At 72.4% G+C, this 22,935-nt stretch carries 20 protein-coding genes; 5 read left to right on the forward strand and 15 right to left on the reverse strand.

The window, feature by feature from the left end; genetic code table 11:
• Positions 1–97: 97 nt before the first annotated feature.
• The 3 genes from ABD811_RS34475 to ABD811_RS34485 all read right to left on the reverse strand — a co-directional run bounded on the left by ABD811_RS34475 (position 98) and on the right by ABD811_RS34485 (position 2,630).
• Positions 98–1,312 (reverse strand): M28 family peptidase, encoded by a 1,215-nt coding sequence (locus tag ABD811_RS34475; protein WP_344956150.1) that lies wholly within the window; start codon positions 1,310–1,312, stop codon positions 98–100.
• A 72-nt stretch (positions 1,313–1,384) separates the two neighbouring features.
• Positions 1,385–1,876, reverse strand: a complete 492-nt coding sequence (locus tag ABD811_RS34480) for a DUF1707 SHOCT-like domain-containing protein (RefSeq protein ID WP_344956152.1) — start codon at positions 1,874–1,876, stop codon at positions 1,385–1,387.
• A 7-nt stretch (positions 1,877–1,883) separates the two neighbouring features.
• Positions 1,884–2,630 carry a PadR family transcriptional regulator gene (locus ABD811_RS34485; RefSeq protein ID WP_344956154.1) on the reverse strand — a complete coding sequence of 249 codons (747 nt, stop codon included), beginning with the start codon at positions 2,628–2,630 and terminating at the stop codon, positions 1,884–1,886.
• 404 nt (positions 2,631–3,034) lie between these two features.
• On the opposite strand from ABD811_RS34485, the gene ABD811_RS34490 reads away from it, so the two are divergent.
• From ABD811_RS34490 to mug, 3 genes are all read left to right on the forward strand, one after another.
• The gene (locus ABD811_RS34490) at positions 3,035–5,809 is read left to right on the forward strand and encodes an aconitate hydratase (RefSeq protein WP_344956155.1); all 2,775 of its coding nucleotides are present in this window, start codon (positions 3,035–3,037) and stop codon (positions 5,807–5,809) included.
• Between the two features lie 112 nt (positions 5,810–5,921).
• Positions 5,922–6,641: a sulfite exporter TauE/SafE family protein gene (locus tag ABD811_RS34495; protein WP_344956156.1), complete on the forward strand. Its 720-nt coding sequence runs from the start codon at positions 5,922–5,924 to the stop codon at positions 6,639–6,641.
• Between the two features lies 1 nt (position 6,642).
• Positions 6,643–7,206, forward strand: coding sequence for a G/U mismatch-specific DNA glycosylase (gene mug / locus ABD811_RS34500; protein ID WP_344956157.1), 564 nt, complete (start codon positions 6,643–6,645; stop codon positions 7,204–7,206).
• A gap of 246 nt (positions 7,207–7,452) precedes the next feature.
• On the opposite strand, the gene ABD811_RS34505 is transcribed toward mug, so the two are convergent.
• From ABD811_RS34505 to idi, 6 genes are all read right to left on the reverse strand, one after another.
• On the reverse strand, positions 7,453–8,061 hold the full coding sequence (locus tag ABD811_RS34505; RefSeq protein WP_344956158.1) for a Uma2 family endonuclease: 609 nt from the start codon (positions 8,059–8,061) through the stop codon (positions 7,453–7,455).
• Between the two features lie 89 nt (positions 8,062–8,150).
• Positions 8,151–8,588 (reverse strand): ASCH domain-containing protein, encoded by a 438-nt coding sequence (locus ABD811_RS34510; RefSeq protein WP_344956159.1) that lies wholly within the window; start codon positions 8,586–8,588, stop codon positions 8,151–8,153.
• A 321-nt stretch (positions 8,589–8,909) separates the two neighbouring features.
• A complete protein-coding gene (locus tag ABD811_RS34515) occupies positions 8,910–9,800 on the reverse strand; it encodes a carbohydrate ABC transporter permease (RefSeq protein WP_425549491.1) in 891 nt (296 codons plus the stop codon).
• A complete protein-coding gene (locus ABD811_RS34520) occupies positions 9,797–10,699 on the reverse strand; it encodes a carbohydrate ABC transporter permease (protein WP_344956161.1) in 903 nt (300 codons plus the stop codon). The genes ABD811_RS34515 and ABD811_RS34520 overlap by 4 nt, the downstream gene beginning before the upstream one ends.
• A gap of 77 nt (positions 10,700–10,776) precedes the next feature.
• The gene (locus ABD811_RS34525; RefSeq protein WP_344956163.1) at positions 10,777–12,063 is read right to left on the reverse strand and encodes an ABC transporter substrate-binding protein; all 1,287 of its coding nucleotides are present in this window, start codon (positions 12,061–12,063) and stop codon (positions 10,777–10,779) included.
• 135 nt (positions 12,064–12,198) lie between these two features.
• Positions 12,199–12,768, reverse strand: coding sequence for an isopentenyl-diphosphate Delta-isomerase (gene idi / locus ABD811_RS34530; protein ID WP_344956165.1), 570 nt, complete (start codon positions 12,766–12,768; stop codon positions 12,199–12,201).
• A 219-nt stretch (positions 12,769–12,987) separates the two neighbouring features.
• On the opposite strand from idi, the gene dxs reads away from it, so the two are divergent.
• A complete protein-coding gene (dxs, locus tag ABD811_RS34535; RefSeq protein WP_344956458.1) occupies positions 12,988–14,919 on the forward strand; it encodes a 1-deoxy-D-xylulose-5-phosphate synthase in 1,932 nt (643 codons plus the stop codon).
• A gap of 291 nt (positions 14,920–15,210) precedes the next feature.
• On the opposite strand, the gene ABD811_RS34540 is transcribed toward dxs, so the two are convergent.
• Both ABD811_RS34540 and ABD811_RS34545 read right to left on the reverse strand, forming a co-directional pair.
• Entirely contained in the window at positions 15,211–15,465 is a 255-nt protein-coding gene (locus ABD811_RS34540; RefSeq protein ID WP_344956168.1) for a hypothetical protein, read from the reverse strand.
• 143 nt (positions 15,466–15,608) lie between these two features.
• Complete coding sequence (locus ABD811_RS34545; RefSeq protein ID WP_344956170.1) at positions 15,609–16,148, reverse strand: hypothetical protein; 540 nt, start codon at positions 16,146–16,148, stop codon at positions 15,609–15,611.
• A gap of 252 nt (positions 16,149–16,400) precedes the next feature.
• Here ABD811_RS34545 and ABD811_RS34550 point away from each other — a divergent pair, with 252 nt between their 5' ends.
• The gene (locus ABD811_RS34550; RefSeq protein WP_344956172.1) at positions 16,401–17,459 is read left to right on the forward strand and encodes a hypothetical protein; all 1,059 of its coding nucleotides are present in this window, start codon (positions 16,401–16,403) and stop codon (positions 17,457–17,459) included.
• A 48-nt stretch (positions 17,460–17,507) separates the two neighbouring features.
• Here the strand turns inward: ABD811_RS34550 and ABD811_RS34555 are convergent, their stop codons facing one another.
• The 4 genes from ABD811_RS34555 to ABD811_RS34570 all read right to left on the reverse strand — a co-directional run bounded on the left by ABD811_RS34555 (position 17,508) and on the right by ABD811_RS34570 (position 22,830).
• A complete protein-coding gene (locus ABD811_RS34555) occupies positions 17,508–17,873 on the reverse strand; it encodes a hypothetical protein (protein WP_344956174.1) in 366 nt (121 codons plus the stop codon).
• Between the two features lie 187 nt (positions 17,874–18,060).
• Positions 18,061–19,407, reverse strand: coding sequence for an FAD-dependent oxidoreductase (locus ABD811_RS34560; RefSeq protein WP_344956176.1), 1,347 nt, complete (start codon positions 19,405–19,407; stop codon positions 18,061–18,063).
• A 133-nt stretch (positions 19,408–19,540) separates the two neighbouring features.
• Complete coding sequence (locus ABD811_RS34565) at positions 19,541–21,631, reverse strand: 3-hydroxyacyl-CoA dehydrogenase NAD-binding domain-containing protein (RefSeq protein WP_344956178.1); 2,091 nt, start codon at positions 21,629–21,631, stop codon at positions 19,541–19,543.
• Positions 21,628–22,830, reverse strand: a complete 1,203-nt coding sequence (locus ABD811_RS34570; RefSeq protein WP_344956180.1) for a thiolase family protein — start codon at positions 22,828–22,830, stop codon at positions 21,628–21,630. The genes ABD811_RS34565 and ABD811_RS34570 overlap by 4 nt, the downstream gene beginning before the upstream one ends.
• Between the last annotated feature and the right edge of the window lie 105 nt (positions 22,831–22,935).

Below are 22,935 nucleotides of genomic sequence, written 5' to 3' on the forward strand. Positions count from 1 at the left end.
GGCCGCGTGCGGCGTTCCATCGAGGATGCCGCGGTCGTGGGCGGTCGCCACGGCCGCGGCACGGTCGTTCACGGCGGGCACGCCGCGCGCGTGCGCGTCAGTGGAGGGCCAGGGCGCGGGCCACGGACTCGGTGAGGCGGGCGGCGTCGGCCACGCAGCCGTAGTCGACGTGTTCGGGAACGTCGGTCGGCAGGTGGTAGTGGGGGACGAGCCCGTCCTCGTCCACTGACGACAGGGACACGGCGGGGAAACCGTGCCGTTGCGGGACGACGGCGTCGGTGCTGGTGTGCGAGCGCACGCCGCGGCCGAGGGGGATGCCCTGTTCGACGGCGCAGCGGGCCACCAGGTCGCCGAACGCGGCGTCGTATGGGGCGGCGCGCAGCGGCCCCTCGGCGTCGAGCAGCACCAGCCGTCCCGAGCCGACCGCGGCCGCGTTCAGGAACCAGGTCGCGCCATGCGCCAGGCCGTCGAAGTGCGCCCGCGCGAATCCGCGCATGCCCTCGTGCAGCGACTCGGCCGCCCCGGTGGACAGCAGGACGACCCGCACCCCGGGCAGGGGCCGCCGCGACAGCGACTCGGCCAGCGCGACCAGAACCGCCACCCCGCTCAGGCCGTCGTTGGCCCCCGGCACGGCGCGGCGCGCGCTGATGTCGGCCATGGCGGCGGCGGTGAGCGCCGCCAGGGCGGCGCCCGTACGGCGGGCCCCGGGCATCCCAGCGGCGCTGCCCAGCGCGACCAGCGCGGGCCCGGCGACGACCGGCCACCACAGGGGCAGGTTGACCGGCGGCCGGGGGACGCGGCGCGCCACCGGGCGCACCACCGTCTGGCCGAACACCGTCCCCGACGGGGCGGCGTCGTGGTGGGCCATGACGACGAGCGTCCGCGGGGCCGAGCGCGGGCCCAGTTCGGCGACCACGTTGCACGCCGTGCGGCGTCGGCTCAGCACCCTGCGGGCGACATGGCGGCCGTAGTCGATCTCGTCGACGAGCCCGGCCGCCGCCACCGCGCCGCCGAGCGTCCCGAGCGCGCGCGACCACCCTCCCGCGACACCCGCCAGCGCCGCCAGACCGGCCAGCGCTCCCACGGGCCAGGCGTACGAGCCGTACGCGGGGACCTCCTCCACCCGCGCCACCGCCCCCAGCGCCCGCAGCCGGTCGGCGATCAGGTGCGCGACCTCCCGCTCACCCGGGGAGCACGGCGGACGCTCGACGGCGGCGAGCCGTTCGACCGTCGCGCGTAACGCCGCCTCGTCGGGCGGGACCACCGGCGAGACCGGCCGAAGGAACCGCTCGGGGCCGGAGGAGGGGGGCATAGCCGAGACGGTTTCATGATTTCCGTCCCGGGGTCTACGCCCCCCGCGTGGCCACCGGAGGTCAGGGGTGGGTCAGAGGTTCTTGCCGGGGCGGTGGACGCGGCGCCACCGCACGGTGAGGACCACGGCGCGGATCACCCACACCAGCAGGGCCAGTTGCAGCACCGCCAGCAGGCCCGCTCCCGCGCCCACGGTGAACGTCGTCACCAGGAAGACGGCCAGCAGCAGGGGGAAGGCCGGGAAGTGGTGCCGGTGGCCGTGTGCCGGGTGGCGGCGGTGGGCGTGCGCCGGATGCGGCCCCCAGCCCGGGCCCCAGCCCGGCCCCCACGCGGTCGCGGGGGCCGGGCGCGGTGCGGGCGGCCGGGGCAGCCCGTTGGGCTCGGGCAGGTCGTCGACGATGGCACCGAGGTCGCCACGCGTCCTGGCGGCCAGCGTCGCGTCCAGCCGTTCGTCGAGCTCCTCGCGGGTCAGCCGCCCGGCCGCGAAGTGGTCGTGCAGGGCCACGGCGACCGCGTCGCGTTCGATGTCGCCGATGCGCAGCCGGTCGGGGTCGGGACGGGGCACGGAACCCTCACTCCTCACGGTCGTCGGGAACGTCCTCGCCGTCCTCGGCCAGGATCCGGTAGAGGTCGCGCCGCGCCCGCGCCAGGACGTCGCGCGCCCGGGCGACCTGGTCGGGCGACCCCGAGTGGACGATCTGCATCAGCGCCGCACCGGTCTGCGCGGCCTGCTTGAACACCTCCGGGACGCCCTCGCCGAAGTCGGGCGTCATCGCCGCCCACGGCTCGCGCAGCTCGTCGGCGTGCTCGTCGACGTAGGCGCGGCCCTCGTCGGTGAGGTGGTGGACGCGGCGGCCCGCGCCCTCCTCGGCGCGGATCAGGCCCTCGTCGGCCAGCTGCTGCAGCGCCGGGTACACGGCCCCGGGGCTGGGCCGCCAGGCGCCGCCGCTGCGCTCGTCGATCTCCTGGATGATCTGGTAGCCGTTGCGCGGCTCCTCGGCCAGCAACGCCAGGATCGCCGCGCGCACGTTGCCCTTGCGCGCCTTGCCCTTGGCCCACGGCCCGCCGCGTCCCCAAGGGCCGCCGCGTCCCCACGGACCGCGGCCCCCCGGACCGGGCGGCCCCCACGGCCCGCCTCCGGGGCCGAAGAACCCGCCGAAGCCCGGGAACTCCCCGCGCGCCGACGGCCCGCAGCCGGGGCCCCTGCCATGCGACGCGGCGTGCGACGCGGCGTGCGCGGCCGCGCGGGCCGCCGTGGCGCCGATCCTGGCCGCCGCGAACGCCGCCCACGGCCACTCGGACTCGTATCTGGCACCCATGTTCTGCACCGCCTTCCGAGATCGTTCGTTGACCTCTCGCGATACGACAACGATATATCGAAGACGTACGGAACGGCCAGCGGGTTCCCGGTCTCGGATTCCGCAACGTGATGCAAGTAGCTCGATGTCGAGATAAATTAGGAGATGGCTTGACGTCGAGAGAAAAAGCCGCGGAAGTTAGGCGGCCCCGGGTCTCGGTCAGATCCGCCCCTAGGGCAGGATTCTGGGAGGGACCGTGCGCCCCGCCGCCCCGGACCGCGAACCGGGACCCTGCCGGTCCGACACCCGGATCGGCACGCGTCCCCGGCCCCGGCCGGGAGCCCGCAGGAACGATTGAAGAGCATTGACGACGCCGCGCAGTCGCGTCCCGGACCGGACGCGCGGCGGTGACGGAGGAGGAGTCCGTGTCCGCGAACAGCTTCGGCAGCCGCAGTACGCTGCGGGTTGGCGACAAGTCGTATGAGATCTACCGGCTGGACGCCGTCGAGGGCTCGGCCCGGCTCCCGTACAGCCTCAAGGTGCTGCTGGAGAACCTGCTGCGCACCGAGGACGGCGCCAACGTCACCGCCGACCACATCCGCGCGCTGGCCGGCTGGGACCCGGCCGCGCAGCCGAGCCGGGAGATCCAGTTCACCCCGGCCCGCGTGATCATGCAGGACTTCACCGGCGTGCCCTGCGTGGTCGACCTGGCCACCATGCGCGAGGCCGTGCGCGACCTCGGCGGCGACCCGTCCCGGATCAACCCGCTGGCCCCGGCCGAGATGGTGATCGACCACTCCGTCATCGTCGACTACTTCGGCTCGCCGGACGCCTTCGAGCGCAACGTCCAGCGCGAGTACGAGCGCAACCGGGAGCGGTACCAGTTCCTGCGCTGGGGCCAGACCGCGTTCGACGAGTTCAAGGTGGTCCCGCCGGGCACCGGCATCGTCCACCAGGTCAACATCGAGCACCTGGCCCGCGTGGTGTTCGACCGCGACGGCGTGGCCTACCCCGACACCTGCGTCGGCACCGACTCGCACACCACCATGGAGAACGGCATCGGCGTGCTCGGCTGGGGCGTCGGCGGCATCGAGGCCGAGGCCGCCATGCTCGGCCAGCCGATCTCCATGCTCATCCCGCGGGTGGTCGGCTTCAAGCTCACCGGGCAGATGCGTCCCGGGACGACCGCCACCGACCTGGTGCTGACCATCACCGAGATGCTGCGCGAGCACGGCGTCGTCGGCAAGTTCGTCGAGTTCTACGGCGAGGGCGTGGCCGCCCTGCCGGTCGCCGACCGCGCCACCATCGGCAACATGAGCCCCGAGTTCGGCTCCACCTGCGCCATCTTCCCGATCGACGGGCAGACCCTGGACTACCTGCGGCTGACCGGCCGCACCGAGGAGCAGGTCGCGCTGGCCGAGGCGTACGCCAAGGAGCAGGGCATGTGGCTGGACCCGGCCGCCCAGCCCGACTTCTCCGAGCACCTCGAACTGGACCTCGGCACCGTCGTGCCGTCCATCGCCGGCCCCAAGCGCCCGCAGGACCGCATCTCCGTCGCCGAGGCCAAGCAGACCTGGCGGCGCGACGTGCGCAACTACGTCTCCGGCGGCGGCAGCATCCAGGGCCCGACCGACCAGTCCTCCGCCGAGTCGTTCCCCGCGTCGGACTCCCCGGCGATCTCCCACGGCGCCAACGGCGACAAGCCGCGTCCGCACGGTGAGGACGGCGCGCCGCGTCCGCACAACCCGGTGCCGGTCACCCTGGCCGACGGCACCAAGTTCGAGCTCGACCACGGCGCCGTCGTCATCGCGGCCATCACCTCCTGCACCAACACCTCCAACCCGTACGTCATGGTCGGGGCGGGGCTGCTGGCCAAGAAGGCGGTGGAGAAGGGCCTGACCCGCAAGCCGTGGGTGAAGACGTCGCTGGCCCCCGGCTCGCAGGTCGTCACCGGCTACCTGGAGCGCTCGGGCCTCGCCCCGTACCTGGACAAGATCGGCTACAACCTGGTCGGGTACGGCTGCACCACCTGCATCGGCAACTCCGGCCCGCTGCAGGAGGAGATCTCCAAGGCGGTCAACGACGCCGACCTGGCCGTGGTGTCGGTGCTGTCGGGCAACCGCAACTTCGAGGGCCGCATCAACCCCGACGTGAAGATGAACTACCTGGCCTCGCCGCCGCTGGTGGTCGCCTACGCGCTCGCGGGCACGATGGACATCGACATCCTCAACGACCCGATCGCCGACGGCGCCGACGGCCCGGTCTACCTGCGCGACATCTGGCCGTCGCTGGAGGAGATCAAGGAGATCGTCGAGGGCTCCATCGGCCAGGAGATGTTCCTGCGCGACTACGCCGACGTCTTCAAGGGCGACGACCGGTGGCGCGAGCTGCCCATCCCCACCGGCGACACCTTCGAGTGGGACCAGAACTCCACCTACGTGCGCAAGGCCCCCTACTTCGAGGGCATGCGCATGGAGCCCGACCCGGTCACCGACATCCACGGCGCCCGCGTGCTGGCCAAGCTCGGCGACTCGGTCACCACCGACCACATCTCCCCGGCCGGGGCGATCAAGGTCGGCACGCCCGCCGCGCAGTACCTGCGGGAGAACGGCGTCGAGGTCCGCGACTTCAACTCCTACGGCTCGCGGCGCGGCAACCACGAGGTGATGATCCGCGGCACGTTCGCCAACATCCGGCTGCGCAACCAGCTGCTGGACGACGTGGAGGGCGGCTACACCCGCGACTTCACCCAGGACGGCGCGCCGCAGGCGTTCATCTACGACGCCGCGCAGAACTACGCCTCCCGCGGCATCCCGCTGGTGGTGCTCGCGGGCAAGGAGTACGGCTCGGGCTCCTCGCGCGACTGGGCCGCCAAGGGCACCGCGCTGCTGGGCGTGCGCGCCGTGATCGCCGAGTCCTACGAGCGCATCCACCGCTCGAACCTCATCGGCATGGGCGTCCTGCCGCTGCAGTTCAAGGAGGGCGAGTCGGCCGCCTCCCTCGGCCTGACCGGCACCGAGACGTTCGACATCGTCGGGATCGAGAAGCTCAACGAGGGCGAGACCCCGCGCGAGGTCACGGTGAAGGCCGACGGCAAGGAGTTCACCGCGATCGTCCGACTCGACACCCCGGGCGAGGCCGACTACTACCGCAACGGCGGCATCATGCAGTACGTGCTGCGCAACCTGCTGCGCAAGTAAGCCGTCACGCGCGCGAACGGGCCGTCCCCCCGGCAGCCGGGGGGACGGCCCGTCCGTTCGCCGTGCCCGCGAAAACCCACTGGACGGGTGGGAATGTAACGTTCCAGACATCATGCCTGATCTTGACTTCCTGCTGGTCGGCGGGCTGGCCGCGCTGCTCGGCGCGATCGTGCAGAGCAGCGTCGGGCTCGGCGTGGGACTGGTCGCCACCCCCATCGTGACACTGCTGTTCCCCTCGCTGATGCCCGGCGCGATCCTGGTCGCCGCGGTCGTGCTGCCGGTGGCGACGCTGACGCGCGAGGTGCGCCACGCCGACCTGCGGGGCCTGGGGTGGGCGTTCGGCGGACGGCTGGCCGGGACCCCGCTCGGCGTGTGGGTGGTCGCGGCCGTGCCCGTCGACGCGCTCGGCGCGGTGATCGGCGCGGTGGTGCTGGCCGCGCTCGCCGCGTCCGCCTGGTCGGGGACCGTCCCCCGCAACCCCGCCACCCTCACCACCGCCGGGCTGCTGGCGGGCGCCACCGGCACCGCCTCGGCCATCGGCGGACCCCCGATCGCGCTGCTCTACCAGCGTGAGAGCGGCCCGCGCGTGCGCGCCACCCTGGCCGTCTTCTTCACCGTCGGCGCCATCCTGTCGCTGGTCACCCTGGCCGCCGCGGGACAGCTGCCGCACGAGCAGGTCGTCGCCGGGCTGGCGCTGACCCCGTTCGTGCTCACCGGGTTCGCCGTGGCGGGCCCGCTGCGCCGCTACCTGGACGGCGGGCGCATGCGCAACGCCATCACCGTCGTGGTGGGCGTGTCCGCCCTGTCGCTGATCGTGCGTAGTGTGATCTGACGTGACGACGCGACGTCCCACCAAGGCCGACCTGGAAGCGGCCCGCGACCGCGTGATCCCCGACGTGCTGCCCGCCGACGGCACGCCCCTGCGCGTGCTCTTCTGCGGCATCAACCCCGGCCTGTACTCGGGGGCCACCGGCCACCACTTCGCCCGCCCCGGCAACCGCTTCTGGCCCGCGCTGCACCGCTCCGGCTTCACCGACCGGCTGCTCGCCCCCTCCGAGCAGCACCTGCTGCCCTCCTACGGCCTGGGCATCACCAACCTGGCGTCCCGCACCACCGCCCGCGCCGACGAGCTGACCGACGAGGAACTGCGCGAGGGCGGCCGCCGTCTCGTCGCCCTGGTGGAACGCCACCGTCCCGCCTACCTGGCCGTCCAGGGCGTCACCGCCTACCGCACCGCGTTCGGCAGGCCCCGCGCCCAGATCGGACCCCAGGACGACACGATCGGCCCCGCCCGCGTGTGGGTCCTGCCCAACCCCAGCGGCCTCAACGCCGGCTGGCCCCTCGACAGGATCGCCGCCGAACTCACCCGCCTGCGCCACGCCGCCGAGACGGGTTAGCCCCATGCGGCCCTCTCCGGCCGGATGACCGCACCGGCGGGCCTGCGCCACGCGCACCCGCACCACGGGGGTGAACCCTGGCGTTCGGCGCACCCCTCAGGCGGCAGACCCGCCGTGTCGGTGCTGCGGCCCAGGCCGTTGACGTGATGGGGGCGAGAACAGGGAACCGGGAGAGACCCGTCCGGTGGCGGCGAGCCGCGCGACCGTCGTCGCGAGCGTGCAGATCCGGCAGTTACAGGCCACGCCTTAGGGGACGCGTCGCAGGATGGACGGGTCGAATCGCACCGTGAACGGTTTGTCGGCTTCGACGACGACCTCCAGCGTCTCGCCGGCCTTCGCCGTCCGATCCAGTCGATAGGCGCCGGTTTCTTCGTCCAGGACGAACACTTGGACCATGGGGGTCGGACTGTACTCGGCGATCCAGTACTGGGGGATGCCGACCGACGCGTACTCCTTGAGCTTGCGAACCCGGTCCGTCCGTTCGCTGCCACTGCCGGGCGAGATCACCTCGGCGACGAGAAGTAGTTCCTCACCCGGAAGGGCGTATTCGTCCTTGTCCTCACAGGCGTCCACGACGTCGGCCGGGGCCGCGAAGACGTCCGGCTTGCGGATGCCCGCCGGGGTCTTGATCTCCCAGTCGCCGCCCCTGTCCGCGTAGACGGACGCACCCGCCTCCTGGATGGCGGCCTCCACGATCTCGTGGAGCCTTCTGTAGGCCCGGTTGTGTCTCGGGCGTGGAGACAGCGCGATCAGCCACCCATCTTCGAGTTCCAGGCCGCGGCCTTCGTCCTCTCGGGCGTGCAGATCGTCGACTGTGTAGGGACCGAAACCGTCGCGTTGCTGTGCGATGCTCACGGCCCTGCTCCCATCCGTGGTGCGGTTCCCGTCAAGGACTACGCTACCCGCCCGGCCTTTCGCGACACAGCGTAGCGGTCTGATCGCGGTCAGGAAGGGCGATGGGTGGAAGAGGAGGCGGTCATCAGTTCGACGTCGGCGATCAGGGTGGGCTGGGGTTGCCAGAGGCCGGGGCGGCCGAGGGCGACGATGGGGCGGGGGAGGGCCCGGATGTCGGCCAGCCGCCAGTGGTGGGACGACGGGTCGGCCCAGGGGCCGCAGTCGCAGGGGTCGCCGTTCACGGCCGCCGAGCAGACGTCGTCCAGGCGGGCGACGGCGATGACGGCGCCGAGCGTGGCCAGGGGGTCGCGCGGGTTCCAGCCGGCGGCCTGGATCAGCGGGGAGTCGCACGCGCCGAGGTCGACGCGCATGGAGGCGTGTACGAGGAGCGGCCCGCGGTAGGCGGTCGGCATCTCCTGGTTGGAGACGGTCTTGCCGCCCCGGGCGATCGCGAAGGCCCAGGGTTGCTGGACGCTTATCGCCTGCACGCGGTCACCTCCCGTGCTCGCTGGTATCCATCTTCACCACGCCGTCCAGAGCGGGACGCCCGGTTTGCAGCGGAGTATCCGGCTCCGCCGGTGGGGTCGCCGCGGGAGCGCCAGGCAAGAATGGCGGCGAGGTCAGATGCGTTCGGGTCACGGTGAGTGTGGGCCGTAGTGGGAGCGGTCGCGGGCAGGGGTCGGCGTGATGATCGGTTCCTACCATGATTCGCCAACCGGCGCCGGACCGGCAAGCAGGACGGTGAGATTCTCAGGAAACGTCCAGGTGGCGTCAAGCGGTGCGAAGTCCCGAGCGGATCTCCCCGGACGTCAGCCCTTGAGCGCCCCCGCCATCAGGCCGCGCATGAAGAACCGGCCGAGCAGCAGATAGACCAGCAGGGTCGGCAGCGACGCCAGCAGCGCCGAGGCCATCTGCTGGTTGTACTGGACGGCCACCGCGCCCGAGCCCGCGGTGTTGTTCAGCATGACGGTCACGGGCCAGCTGTCCGGCGCGCCCAGGAACACCGCGAACAGGAAGTCGTTCCACATCGAGGTGAACTGCCAGATCAGCGTCACCGCGAACGCCGGGGCCGACACCGGCAGCACGATCGACCAGTAGGTGCGCAGCATGCCCGCGCCGTCCACCCGGGCCGCCTCGATCAGCTCGTCCGGAATGGTGACGTAGTAGTTGCGGAAGATCAGCGTGCAGATCGGAATGCCGTACACCACGTGCGCCAGCACCAGCCCCCGGACGGTGCCGGCCAGCTCCAGGTCGGTCAGCATTCCGGCCAGCGGTATCATCACCGCCTGGTACGGAATGAACATCCCGAAGAGGAACAGCGTGAACACCGCGTCCGCGCCGGGGAAACGCCATTTCGACAGCACGTAGCCGTTCAGCGAGCCCAGCGCCGCCGAGATCAGCGAACCGCTCACCGCGATCTTGACGCTGTTCTCCAGGCCGGGCCGCAGCGCCTCCCAGGCCGCCCGCCAGCCGTCCACGCTCCAGTCCCGCGGCAGGCTCCACGCCGTCGACGGGTCGGCCTCCTGCAGCGACTTGAAGCTGGTCACCACCAGCACGTACACGGGGATCAGGAAGACCACCACGAAGGCGAGCAGGACCGCGAACCGCACGCCCCGCAGCACCCGCGGCCGGGCCGGGGCGCGCCGCCCCGCGCCGGTGCCCGCGCCGATCCGCTTCCCGACGCTCGTCTGCGCGCTCACCGGTCACGCTCCGCCCGTACCGACCACACGAGATAGGGGATCACCAGCAGCGCCACCGCGAGCAGCAGGTACGTGGCGATGGTGGCGCCGTTGGCCGGGTCGTGCCGGTCGAACACCTCCACGTACGTGGCGATGGCCGGCACGTAGGTGATGATCTGCTTGCCCGCGATCGCCATGATCAGGTCGAACACCTTCAGCGAGATGTGCCCCAGGATGATCAGCGCAGACAGCGTCACCGGCCGCAGCTGCGGGAACACCACGTACCGGTACACCTGCCATTCGGAGGCGCCGTCCACCCGGGCCGCCTCCCGCAGGTCGTCGGGCACCCCGCGGAACCCGGCCAGGTACAGCGCCATGACGTACCCGGTCATCTGCCAGATCGCCGGGACGGCCATGGCCGCCATGCCCCACGACGGGTTCTGCCACCAGTCGTTGGCCAGCGCGCCCAGCCCGATCCGGTCGAACAGCTGGTTGAGGCCGACGGCGCGTTCGGGCGGCGCCGGGTTCATCAGCCACCGCCACACCACCCCGCTGGCGATGAACGAGATCGCCATGGGGAACAGGTAGACGGCCCGGAACCCCGCCTCGGCCCTGATCCCCTTCTCCATCAGGAAGGCCAGGAACGCGCCGAGCAGCAGCGCCCCGCCGACGAACACCACCGTGAACAGCAGCGCGTGCCGGACGGCGGGAGGCCAGCTCGGATCGCTCCACAGGTCGACGAAGTTCCTGCCCTTGTCGAAGCCGTACGGGGTGACCTCGTCGTGGCTTCCGCTCACCGCCACCCGCGTGTTCCAGGCGATGAGCCCGTACACGAACACGCCGATCGCCACGATCGACGGGGACACCAGCAGCAGGCCCGGCAGCCACCGTCCGCTGCGCCCCAGCCTCAGCGTCGCCACGCGGGCGTCCTCCCATCGCTCAAGGGACGGGCGCGAAGCGGTCGCGGGGACGCGCCCCGCGACCGCTCATCGCGCCGTCACTGGCCGCTGTTCTTCGCCGCGTTCACCAGGGCGGCCTGCAGCTTGCCCACGTCCTTGCTCTGCAGGAACAGGCCCACGGCCGTGTCGATGTCGGTGTGCCACTTCTTGTTGGCGGCCACGCCGTGCCAGAACGAGCCGGCCAGCTTGATGTCCGGCCTGGTCCACTCGTTGAACGCGTACTCCAGGTACCCCTTGTAGAGGCTGCGGTCGGCATCCTTGCGGGCCGGGATGGACCCCTTCTTGGGGTTGAACAGGTCCTGGCCCTCCTTGCTGGACGCCTCCTTGAGCCAGGCGATCGCGCCGGCGCGGTGCGGGGCGCCGCGCGGCAGCGTGAAGCTGTCCGACAGCCACATGTACGTGCCGTCGGTGCCGGGCGCGGGGGCGTACTTGAAGTCGGTGTCGAGCTTCTTGCCCAGGCCGTTGGGCGCCGGGTTGACGAAGTAGCCGTAGGCCCAGTCGCCCATGATGTTGAACGCGGCCTTGCCGTCGACGACCGCCTTGGCGGCGCCCTGCCAGTCGGTGGACGCCGCCTCGACCGTCGTGTACTTGAGGATCTCGGCGAAGTCGGTCAGCGCCCTGGTGACCGCGGGGGTGCTCCAGTCGGCGCCCGGCTTCCACAGGGCGTTGTAGGCGTCGGTGCCGAGGTCGCCCAGCAGTACGTTCTCCAGCAGGTGGTCGGCGGTCCACTGGGCGCCCAGCGACAGCGGCACCTTGCCCGTCTTGTCCTTGACGGCCTTGAGCGCGGCGATGAACTCGGCGACCGTCTTGGGCGGCCCCGACAGCCCGGCGTCCTTCAGGATCCGCGGGTTGTACCAGAGCACGTTGGAGCGGTGGATGTTCACCGGCACCGAGTAGATCTTGCCCTGGTAGGTGATCTGCTGGAGCAGCTGCTGCGGGTAGGCGGCGCGGAGGTTGTTGTCGTCGTAGAAGGAGTCCAGCGGCTCGATCTGCCCGGCCTTGATGTAGTCGAGCAGCTCGGCGCCGGCGTGGCCCTGGAAGGAGTCCGGGGGCTTGCGGTTCTGCAGCCGGCTGGCCAGCACCGCCTGCGCCTGGGTGCCCGAGCCGCCCGCGATGGCGGCGTTGACGAACTTGGTGCCCGGGTTCTTCCTCTCGAAGTCGGCCTTCATGGCCTGCAGCCCGTCGGCCTCGCCGGGACCGGTCCACCAGGAGAAGACCTCCACCTGGGAGGCGTCTCCGCCGCCTTCGTCGTTCCCGCCGCAGCCGGACACCGCGAGCATTCCGCCGAGGACCACGGCGGCGACCGCTTTCCACCGTCCACGCATCGTTCGTCCCTTCGGTTACGCCACGACCAAGCGTCCGTTCGGATTGTGGGACGGGTCAACAGTCACGACCGAAAAGTGATCGCCCGGTTATCGGCCGCGCGCCGGGGCACCCGCGCGCCGGGCGCGGCCGGACGGTCACCAGGGCAGGGCGGGAGGAAGCGCGTCGGTTCCGGCGTCGGGCCAGTCCAGGGGATCGCCGAGCAGGGCCAGCTCGGCCAGCTGCAGCCGGTACCAGGGGGAGGACTCGGGCCGCTCGGCCAGCTCCAGACAGCGGTCCCAGCTCCACCACTCGGCCGTCTCGACCTCGTCGGGGTTTGGCGTGACCTGTCCGGACGTCACCGCGCGCACCACGGGGCAGCGCTCGTTCTCCACCACGCCGTCGGCCGCGGTGGCCCGGTAGCGGAACGCGGGCAGCACCGGCGTGACCGACTCGGCCGACGCCCCCAGCTCGGTGTCCAGGCGGCGCAGGACCGCCTCGCGCAGCCCCTCGCCCGGCGCGGGATGCCCGCAGCAGCTGCCCGTCCACACCCCCGGGAAGGTCCGCTTGCCCAGCGCCCGCCGCGTGATCAGCACCCGCCCGCGCGGATCGACCAGGAAGCAGGAGAAGGCGAGGTGATACGGGGTGTGGCGATGATGGCTCGCCGTCTTGGGAGCCCGGCCGGCGACCTCGTCGGCCTCGTCGAGCAGCACGATTTCCTCCACCATGCTCTCATTACTACCGCCCCGGGCAGGTGACCAGGAGTGAGTTCCCCCTCACCGGCGCGCCGCCGCGTACCGGGATGACCTGTGACGATTCGGTGCAGATTCGGTGTCGGCGGCGTGCGGGGCGGCGTGCCCCCGGCGCGGCGCGGACGAAGCACCACTAAACTCGGACGGGCCCGGCGAGCAGGGGCAGAGAGGCCCCCGATGGAGGAGTTGACGCGCGTGACCCTGCTGGAGTCGATCACAGGTCCGGCGGAGCTCAGGCGACTGGACGCCGCGCAGCTGCCACGGCTCGCGAGCGAGATCCGGGAGTTCCTGGTCGAGGCGGTGTCCAAGACCGGCGGTCACCTCGGGCCCAACCTGGGCGCGGTGGAGCTGACCATCGCGCTGCACCGGGTCTTCGAGTCGCCGCACGACAAGATCCTCTTCGACACCGGCCACCAGGCCTACGTCCATAAGCTGCTGACCGGCCGGCACGACTTCAGCATGCTGCGGCGGCGCGGCGGGCTGTCGGGATACCCCAGCCAGGCCGAGTCCGAGCACGACCTGATCGAGAATTCGCACGCCTCCACCGCCCTGTCGTACGCCGACGGGCTGGCCAAGGCGTTCCGGCTGCGCGGCGAGACCGACCGCGCGGTGGTGGCGGTGGTCGGCGACGGCGCCCTCACCGGCGGGATGTGCTGGGAGGCGCTGAACAACATCGCGGCGGGCCGGGACCGGCCCGTCATCATCGTGGTCAACGACAACGGCCGCTCCTACTCGCCGACCATCGGCGGGCTGGCCAGCCACCTGGCCGAGCTGCGGGTCACCCAGGGCTACGAGAGCGCCCTCGACCTGATCAAGAAGACGGTGCCGCGGGCGCCGGTGGTCGGCGGCGTGGCCTACGAGGCCCTGCACGGCATCAAGAAGGGCCTCAAGGACGTCCTGCAGCCGCAGGCGATGTTCGAGGACCTGGGCATCAAGTACGTCGGTCCGATCGACGGCCACGACACCGAGGCGGTCGAGCGCGCGCTGCGCCGCGCCCGCCGGTTCGGCGCCCCCGTGATCGTGCACTGCATCACCCGCAAGGGCCAGGGCTACGCGCCCGCCGAGAACCACGAAGAGGACTGCATGCACGGCGGCGGGGCGTTCGACCCCGCCACCGGGCGACCGGTCGCCAAGAAGGGCGGCCCGGGCTGGACGAAGGTGTTCGGCGAGGAGATGGTGGCCATCGGGGCCGAGCGTCCCGACGTGGTCGGCATCACCGCCGCCATGCTGCACCCGGTGGGGCTGGCGCCGTTCGCCGAGGCCTACCCCGACCGCGTCTACGACGTGGGCATCGCCGAGCAGCACGCGGTCACCTCGGCCGCCGGGCTGGCGCTGGGCGGGCTGCACCCGGTGGTGGCCGTGTACGCCACGTTCCTCAACCGGGCGTTCGACCAGGTCCTCATGGACGTGGCGCTGCACAGGCTGCCGGTGACGTTCGCGCTCGACCGCGCCGGGGTGACCGGCGACGACGGCGCCAGCCACAACGGCATGTGGGACCTGTCGATCCTGTCGCTGGTGCCGGGCCTGCGCATCGCGGTGCCGCGCGACGGCGCCCGCCTGCGCGAGCTGCTGCGCGAGTGCGTGGCGGTCGACGACGGCCCGACCGCGATCCGCTACCCCAAGGGCTCGGTGACCGACGACATCGAGGCCGTCGACACCGTCGGCGGCATGGACGTGCTGGCCCGCAACGACGTCGCCAACGGCACCCGCGTGCTGGTGGTCGCCACCGGGTCGATGGCGGGGGTCGGCGTGGGCGTCGCCGAACGGCTGGCCGCGCAGGGCATCGGCGTGACCGTCGTCGACCCGCGCTGGGTCAAGCCGCTGGACGAGGCGCTGGTCGACCTGGCCGCCCAGCACCGCATGGTGGCGGTGGTGGAGGACAACGGCCGCACCGGGGCCGTGGGCGACGCGGTGGCGCGGCTGCTGCGCGACGCGGGCAACGACGTGCCGGTGCGCACCTTCGGCATCCCGCAGGAGTTCCTCGACCACGCCTCGCGCGGCGAGATCCTGGCCGACATCGGGCTCACCCCGCAGGACCTGGCCCGGCAGATCACCGAGGCGGTCACCGCACTGACGGCCGCGGCCGAACCCGAGGCGGCGCCGTCGGACGTCCCGTCCCACGAGTGACCCGTCGGCCACCAGGCGGTACGGACGCCTCGTCCTCGCCGGGCCGGCTCACCCGGGGCGGCTGACCCGCCGGTTCAGTCCGCCCCCGGGCTCGCCCTCCTCGCCCGCACGCGGGGCCTCGGTGCCCGTGGCGCCACGCCGTCAGCGGCCGTCGCATCCGGCCCCCGGGCATGCGCATGCCCGGGGCCGCGCTCCGTCATGCGAAGCGCGGTCCCGGTGCGTGTCTGCATGAGCGCCGGCCGGAGACGTGCCGAGGCGGTGCCCGCCGGACGCGCGGTGAGGACGCGGTCATCAGTCGGCCGCGCTGATGATCTCTCGCTTGACGACTCCCTTCGGGCCGGCCTTCAGGAAGATGTCCTTGAAGACGACGCGCCGCCGTTCCTCGTCGACCAGCGACAGGCGGATGTGCAGGAACGCCCCGTGCCTGTCGGCCTTCTGGGAGACGACCGTGAACTTCGCGTCGGCGTGCGCGAGGGCCGGCGCGCCCATGAGCGCACCGAGAACGGCGCCCGTGGTGACGGCGATGCGGATCGGCATTGACATCATGGACGACTCGCTTTCGATCTAGCGGATGGGCGGGGAGGGCCCTGAACGAGGCAGTGGCCCCGCCCGCGCGGGAGCGGACGGGACCACTGCGGGGATGTGAACCCCGGGACAACGCGCGGTTGTCAGCCGATGACTCCCAGTCGTCAGTCGACCCTGGCGAATTCCTTGAACTTGGCGACGCCCTTCGGGCCGGCGAACTTCTTCTCCTTCTTGAAGAAGGCCTCGCGGTCGCGGCGGCCCCTGAAGCCGTCGAAGCCGCCGAAGCCGCCGCCGAAGCCCGGGCCGAAGCCGGCCCCGCCGAAGCCGCCGCCGAAGCCGCCGCCGAAGCCGCCGCCGCCGAAGCCGCGGTGGTGGTGGCGGCGGCCGAACCCGGCCACGACCCGGCTGACGGCGACCCCCTTGACGCTCGCGATCTCCTTCTTCTTCACGAAGATGGTGCCGCGGCCGTCGTGGTGACGGCCGTGGCCGAAGCCGCCGCCGAAGCCGCCGCCGAAGCCGCCGCCGTCCGCCATGGCGGCGGACGGCGCGAGCGTCGCGGCAGCGGCGGTCGCGACGCCAAGGATGGTGATGCGTTGCAGCGTGTTCATGAGAACTCTCCCCCTTCGCCGCGTTGCGGGTGCGCCGCGCCGCGGCTCGGTATTCGCCGCTGGACCGCCAGGTGACGATCCGTTGCGTACCTTCACCACCCCAATTACCCCACGAAGTCACCGCAACACGGAGCGTAGGTAATAACCGCTTTTTGTCGTCATGGGTTCGCGATGACGTCCATGTCCCATGACGTCCGTTTCATGATCGGCATCTTCGGTCGGTCGGTTTGTAATTGATCAAGTTCGGTGAGTAATCAACTGGGCTGATCATGAGCCCCGACGCGACAGAGAGGGCTGGACATGAGCATGCGGACAACAGGCGCCGGCCGGTCGGCCGGCACGGTACGGATGGCCGTTCCCGTCCTGGCGGCGGGACTGGCTGTCGCGGGCGCGGCGCCCCCCGCGGCGGCGGCCACGGCGGCGCCGGTCGGGTGCCGCGGCGGGAAGGGGGACACGGCGGCGCTGGTGCGCGCGATCCGCGCGGGCGGCCACATCTCCCTGTCTCCCGGCTGCACCTACACGCTGACCCGGCCCTACGGCAGGGGGTCCGTGCTGCCGACGATCACCAGGAGCACCAGGGTCAACGGACGCAACGCCATGATCGCCTACACGGGCGGGGCGCCGGTCTCCTCGTTCTTCCACGTCGGCGCGGGGGCCGGCGGGGTGTCCAGCGCGGCCTCGCCCAGGCAGCACCCCCAGGGCGCGCCGTTCGCGAAGCCGCCGATCGATCTTCCCGGCGTCCTCGGCGGCCTGCTCGACGGCCTCGGATCCGCCGCCGGGCTCAGGCGCACGGCCGCGCCGGGGGCCGTGGACCAGCTGCGCATCGAGCTGCGCGACCTGCGGCTGAGCACCCGCAACGCTCGCGTCACCAGGGCGATCACGGTCCGGCGGAGCGCACGGATCTCGCTGGTCAACACCGGGGTGGTCGGACGAGGGCGGGCGGCCTACGCGGTGCCGGACGGCGGCCTGCAGGTCGCCGGTGACGTCGCCGGTGGTACGGCGCAGCCGTGCACCGTGAACGGCGCCACCCCGTCCTTCGAGATGGACGTCAGGCCGGCGCCGGCCCGCCGCGCGGACTCCGGCCCGGCGCCCGCCGGCCCCGCCACGTTCCTGGCCACCCTGGCCCCCGCCTCGGCCCCGGAGCGGAACGCGGGCCCGCCGCTGTCGCTCGACGCCCCGTCAGGCGGGGACTGGGGCGGCGACTGGGCGGACCCGGGGTGGCGGGACTTCGACTGGAGGCATTACGGCCGCGACCTCGGCAGTCTGCTGGAGACCGACCGGCCCGGGCCCCGGACGAACACCACCGTGAACTGCCGGACGGGCGTCCAAGGCCGGACGATATCCGTCACCACCACGACGGATTCCCGCGTGTCGACCGGCCGCGTGTCGACCGGGCTCCTGCCCTGATCCCGCGGCCGGCCGGACCGTTCTCCGCCGATCCGCGGCCTCGCCGGCTCAGACGCCGTCGGCGGACAGCAGCCGCCAGGAGTGGGTGACGGAGGCGCCGGGGGTGCCGAGGCCGCGGCCGCAATAGGTCCACCGCCCGCGCAGCCGCCACGGTCGTCCCGTGCCGTCCTGCAGGAACACCTGGAGGGGGAAGCAGGCGTCGTGCGCGCGGATGACCCCGGCGGGGTCGACCGCGGCCTTGAGTTCGGGCCCGCCGTCACAGCGGACGCCCATCACGCGTGTCCCCGCGTCCTGCCGCATGAGGCCCCGGATCAGGTCGTGCACGAGCACGGAGACGTAGTCCGGGCCGAGCCACCTCAGGTCGGGCAGCGTGGCGGGCGGGGGGAATCCGTACAGTTCTGGACCGCCGGTCACAGGCGCACCGTAGCGCCGGCGTCACGGCGCCGTCACGGGTTTCGTGCGCGGTTTTCCACATCCGGCCGCGGTTCCCACACGGGCGGCCGAGGACGCCGCGCGTTTCGCCGGGGGCGGGACGGCCACGCCGGCCGCGTGCCCGGCACGGTCGTCCCGTGTCGCGTGTCGCGTGGGTGGCCGGGCCTGCTCAGGACGGGCGGCAGGCGGCGCGCATGGCGTCCCACCGGGCCAGCTTGACGCGTTCGCCGCGGTTCAGCGACCGGGCCAGGGCGATCTCGGCGGCGTCCAGGTTGAGCCAGTCGGCGTAGGTGACCACCGGCAGGTCGCGCTCGGCGAGCAGTTCCTCGATCTTGCGGACCGGGGGTTCGCGGCCCTCGTCGAGGTCGGCCAGCAGATGCCGGACGGTCTCGGCGGCGTCGGACTTGTTGGTGCCGACCACGCCGGTCGGGCCGCGCTTGATCCACCCCGCCACGTACTCGCGGGGGACCGGGGAGCCGTCCGGGCCGAGGATGCGCCCGCCCTGGTTCGGCACCACGTAGGCGCGCTCGTCGAACGGCACGCCGTCCAGCGGGACGCTCTGGTAGCCGACCGAGCGCAGCACCATGCCGACCGGCAGCGTCTCGTACTCGCCGGTCCCGGTGACGCGGCCGTCGTCGCCGAGCCGGGTGCGCTCCAGCCGCAGCGCCTCGACCCGGCCGGTGCCGACGATCTCGCGGGGCGCCCGCCAGAACCGCACATCGATGCGGCGCGGCCGGTCGGCGGGCGGTTCGCCCGTCCAGCCGTTCAGCACCGCGACGTTGCCGCGCACGTGCCGGTCGGACTCGGCCAGCGCGGCATCGGCGGGGTCGAGCCGCATGTCCTCAGGGCTGACGTGGATCCCGGCGTGCGGCAGCTCGCCCAGCTCGCGCAGCTCCTTGGTGGTGAACTTGGCCTGCGCCGGCCCGCGCCGCCCGATCATGTGGATGCGGCGGACCCGGCTGGCGGCCAGCGCCTCCAGCACGTGCTCGGGGATGTCGGTCTCGCGCAGCTCGTCGACGGTCTTGGCCAGGATCCGCACCACGTCGACGGCCACGTTGCCCACGCCGATGACCGCGACCTCCTCGACCGACAGGTCGAAGCCGTGGTCGGCGGCGTCGGGATGGCCGCAGTACCAGTTGACGAAGTCGGTGGCGGCGACGCTGCCGGGCAGGTCCTCGCCGGGCACGCCCAGGTGCCGGTCGACCATGGCGCCGGTGGAGTAGACGACGGCGTCGTAGCACTCCAGCAGGTCGGCGCGGGTCAGGTCGCGGCCGAGCTCCACGCAGCCGAAGAACCGCACGGCCGGGTGCTCCAGCACGCGCTGCAGGTAGCGGGCGATCGACTTGATGGACTTGTGGTCGGGCGCGACGCCGTAGCGGACCAGCCCGTACGGGGTCGGCAGCCGGTCGAAGACGTCCACCTGGACGTCCCCGTCGGCCTGCTTGACCAGCGCTTCCGCGGCGTACAGGCCCGCGGGCCCCGAGCCGACGACGGCGACGCGCGCACCAGGAGTCATGCGGGCCATTGTGCCCATGCCTCGCCTGAAAAGACACAGTGACCAGGGTCACGTGTCGGTCAGGTCAGGGCAGGACGTGCCTCGCGGGGAGACGCCCCGGCCTGGGGGCGCCTCCCCGCGCGTGTGGACGCGGTCAGCGGGGGAGGGAGGCGACGCCCGGCTCCAGGAAGCGGGCGCCGGTCACCTCCTCCGACACGCCGGTGCGGTCCAGGTACGGGGTAATGCCGCCCAGGTGGAACGGCCAGCCCGCGCCGAGGATCATGCACAGGTCGATGTCCTGCGGCGCGGCGACCACGCCCTCGTCCAGCATGATCCGGATCTCCTCGGCCAGGGCCCGCAGCGCCCGCGCCAGCACCTGCTCCTCGGTGGACGGCGCGTCGCCCCCGGAGAAGATCTCCACCACCTCGGGGTCGAGGGTGAAGTCGGGCCGGTACACGCCGGTCTTGCCCGCCGCGACCATCTTGGCCAGGTTGTCCGACAGCGGGAAGCGGTCCGGGAACGCCGCGTGCAGCGTCTCGTTGACGTGCAGCGCGATGGCCGGTCCGACCAGGCCCATCAGCACGAACGGCGGCATCGGCAGGCCCAGCGGGGCCGCGGCGCGCTCGGCCGTCTCGATCGGCGTCCCCTCGTCGACCGCCTTGACGATCTCGGCGAGCAGCCGCACCAGGATCCGGTTGACCACGAACGCCGGGGCGTCCTTGACCAGCACGCACGACTTCTTCAGCTGCCTGCCGACGGCGAACGCGGTGGCCAGCGCGGCGTCGTCGGTCTTCTCCCCGCGGACGATCTCCAGCAGCGGCAGCACCGCGACCGGGTTGAAGAAGTGGAAGCCCACGACCCGCTCGGGGCGCCGCAGCTTGGCCGCCATCTCGGTCACCGACAGCGAGGAGGTGTTGGTGGCCAGCACGCACTCGTCCGAGACCACGGCCTCGACCTCGGCGAACACCTTCTGCTTGACCGACATCTCCTCGAAGACGGCCTCGATCACGAAGTCGGCGCCCGCGAACGCGTCCTTGGACAGCGATCCGGTGATCAGCGCCTTGAGCCGGGACGCCTTGTCGGCCGACACCCGGCCCTTGGCCAGCAGCTTGTCGATCTCGCCATGGGCGTGGCCGACGCCCTTGTCCAGCCGCTCCTGGTCCAGGTCGGTCAGCACGACCGGGACCTCCAGGCGGCGGGCGAACAGCAGCGCCAGCTGGCTCGCCATCAGGCCCGCGCCGACCACGCCGACCTTGGTGACGGGACGCGCCAGGCTCTTGTCGGGCGCCCCGGCGGGACGCTTGGCGCGCTTCTGGGTGAGGTCGAACGCGTACAGGCCGGCGCGCAGCTCGTCGCTCATGATGAGGTCGGCCAGCGCCTCGTCCTCGGCGGCGAAGCCCTCGTCGCGGGTGCGGTCCTTGGCGGCGGCCACCAGGTCGAGCGCGCGGACGTAGGACGGCGCGGCGCCGTGCAGCTTGCCGTCGACGTTCCAGCGGGCCATGGCGACGGCGTCGTCCCACGCCTTGCCCTTGTCGACGGGCGTGCGCTCGACGGTGATGTCGCCGTTGAGGACGCGGGCGGTCCAGGCCAGCGACTCCTCCAGGAAGTCGGCCGCCTCGAACATCGCGTCGGCGATGCCCAGCTCGTACGCCTGCGGGCCCTTGAGCTGCCGGTTCTGCGCGAGCGGATGGTCGATGACGACCTTGAGGGCCTTCTCGGCGCCGATCAGGTTGGGCAGCAGGTACGTGCCGCCCCACCCCGGCACCAGGCCGAGGAACGCCTCCGGCAGCGACAGCGCCGGGACCGAGGAGGAGATCGTGCGGTAGGTGCAGTGCAGCGCGATCTCCACGCCGCCGCCCATGGCCGCGCCGTTGACGTAGGCGAACGTCGGCACGCGCAGCTCGCCGAGGCGCCGGAACACGTCGTGGCCCAGCTTCCCGATGGCCAGGGCGTCCTCGCGGGTCCTGATCAGCGGCACGCCCTTGAGGTCGGCGCCGACCGCGAAGATGAACGGCTTGCCGGTGACGCCGACGGCGACGATGTCGTCGCGGCCGGCCACCTGGTCGATCGCGGCGTTCAGCTCGGTCAGCCCGGCCGGGCCGAAGGTGTTGGGCTTGGTGTGGTCGTGCCCGTTGTCCAGGGTGATCAGTGCCAGGGTGCCCGCCCCGTACGGCAGCGTCACGTCGCGGACGCGGGCGTGGGTGACCACCTCGCCCTCGAAGAGGTTGGTGATGTCCGCGCTCACTTGGCGCCCTCCCAGTTCGCGTTCTCCCACAGGACGGTGCCGCCCATGCCCATGCCGACGCACATCGTGGTCAGGCCGTAGCGGACGTCGGTGCGCTCCTCGAACAGCCGCGACAGCTGGTTCATCAGCCGCACGCCGGAGGAGGCCAGCGGGTGGCCGAGGGCGATGGCGCCGCCCCACGGGTTCACCCGCGGGTCGTCGTCGGCGATCTTGAAGTGGTCCAGGAACGCCAGCACCTGCACGGCGAACGCCTCGTTGATCTCGATGAGGCCGATGTCGTCCATGGTCAGCGCGTTGCGGGCGAGCAGCTTCTCGGTGGCCGGGACCGGGCCGACGCCCATGACCTCCGGCTCCACCCCGGCGAAGGCGTAGTCCACCAGCCGCATGCGCGGCGTGAGGCCGAGCTCGCGCGCGGCGTCCTCGGCGGCCAGCAGGCAGGCGGTCGCGCCGTCGTTGAGCCCGGCGGCGTTGCCCGCCGTCACCCGGCCCGCCACCCGGAAGGGCGTCTTCAGCGCGGCCAGCCCCTCCATGGTGGTGCCGGGGCGGGGCGGCTCGTCCTCGGTGGCCAGGCCCCAGCCCTTGTCGGCCGAGCGGACGGCGGTCGGCACCAGGTCCGGCTGGATCTTCCCGGCGGCGTAGGCGGCGGCGACCTTCTCCTGGCTGCGCACCGCGTACGCGTCGGCCCGCTCCTTGGTGATCTCGGGGAACCGGTCGTGCAGGTTCTCCGCCGTCGAGCCCATGACCAGCGCCGACGGGTCGACCAGCCGCTCGGCCAGGAACCGCGGGTTGGGGTCGACGCCCTCGCCCATGGGGTGGCGGCCCATGTGCTCGACGCCGCCCGCGATCGCCACGTCGTAGGCGCCGAACGCGATGCCGGCGCCGGTCGTGGTGACGGCGGTCATCGCGCCCGCGCACATGCGGTCGATCGCGTATCCGGGCACGCTCTTGGGCAGCCCGGCCAGCACGGCGGCGGACCGGCCGATCGTCAGGCCCTGGTCGCCGATCTGGGTGGTCGCCGCGATCGCCACCTCGTCCACCCGCTCGGGCGGCAGCGACGGGTTGCGGCGCATCAGCTCGCGGATGGCGCGGACGACCAGGTCGTCCGCGCGGGTCTCGGCGTACAGGCCCTTGGGGCCCGCCTTGCCGAACGGCGTGCGTACGCCGTCGACGAACACGACGTCGCGTGCGGTACGGGGCACGGTCGTCCTCCTCGGATGATCACGGCGCCGGGCCGGGAGCGGCCCCGGCTACTCGCGGGTAACCATGCCCATCCTACTCGTCAGTAACCACTGACGGCGTGCCGC

Source organism: Actinomadura miaoliensis, assembly GCF_039536785.1.
In the GTDB taxonomy this organism is placed as follows: domain Bacteria; phylum Actinomycetota; class Actinomycetes; order Streptosporangiales; family Streptosporangiaceae; genus Spirillospora; species Spirillospora miaoliensis.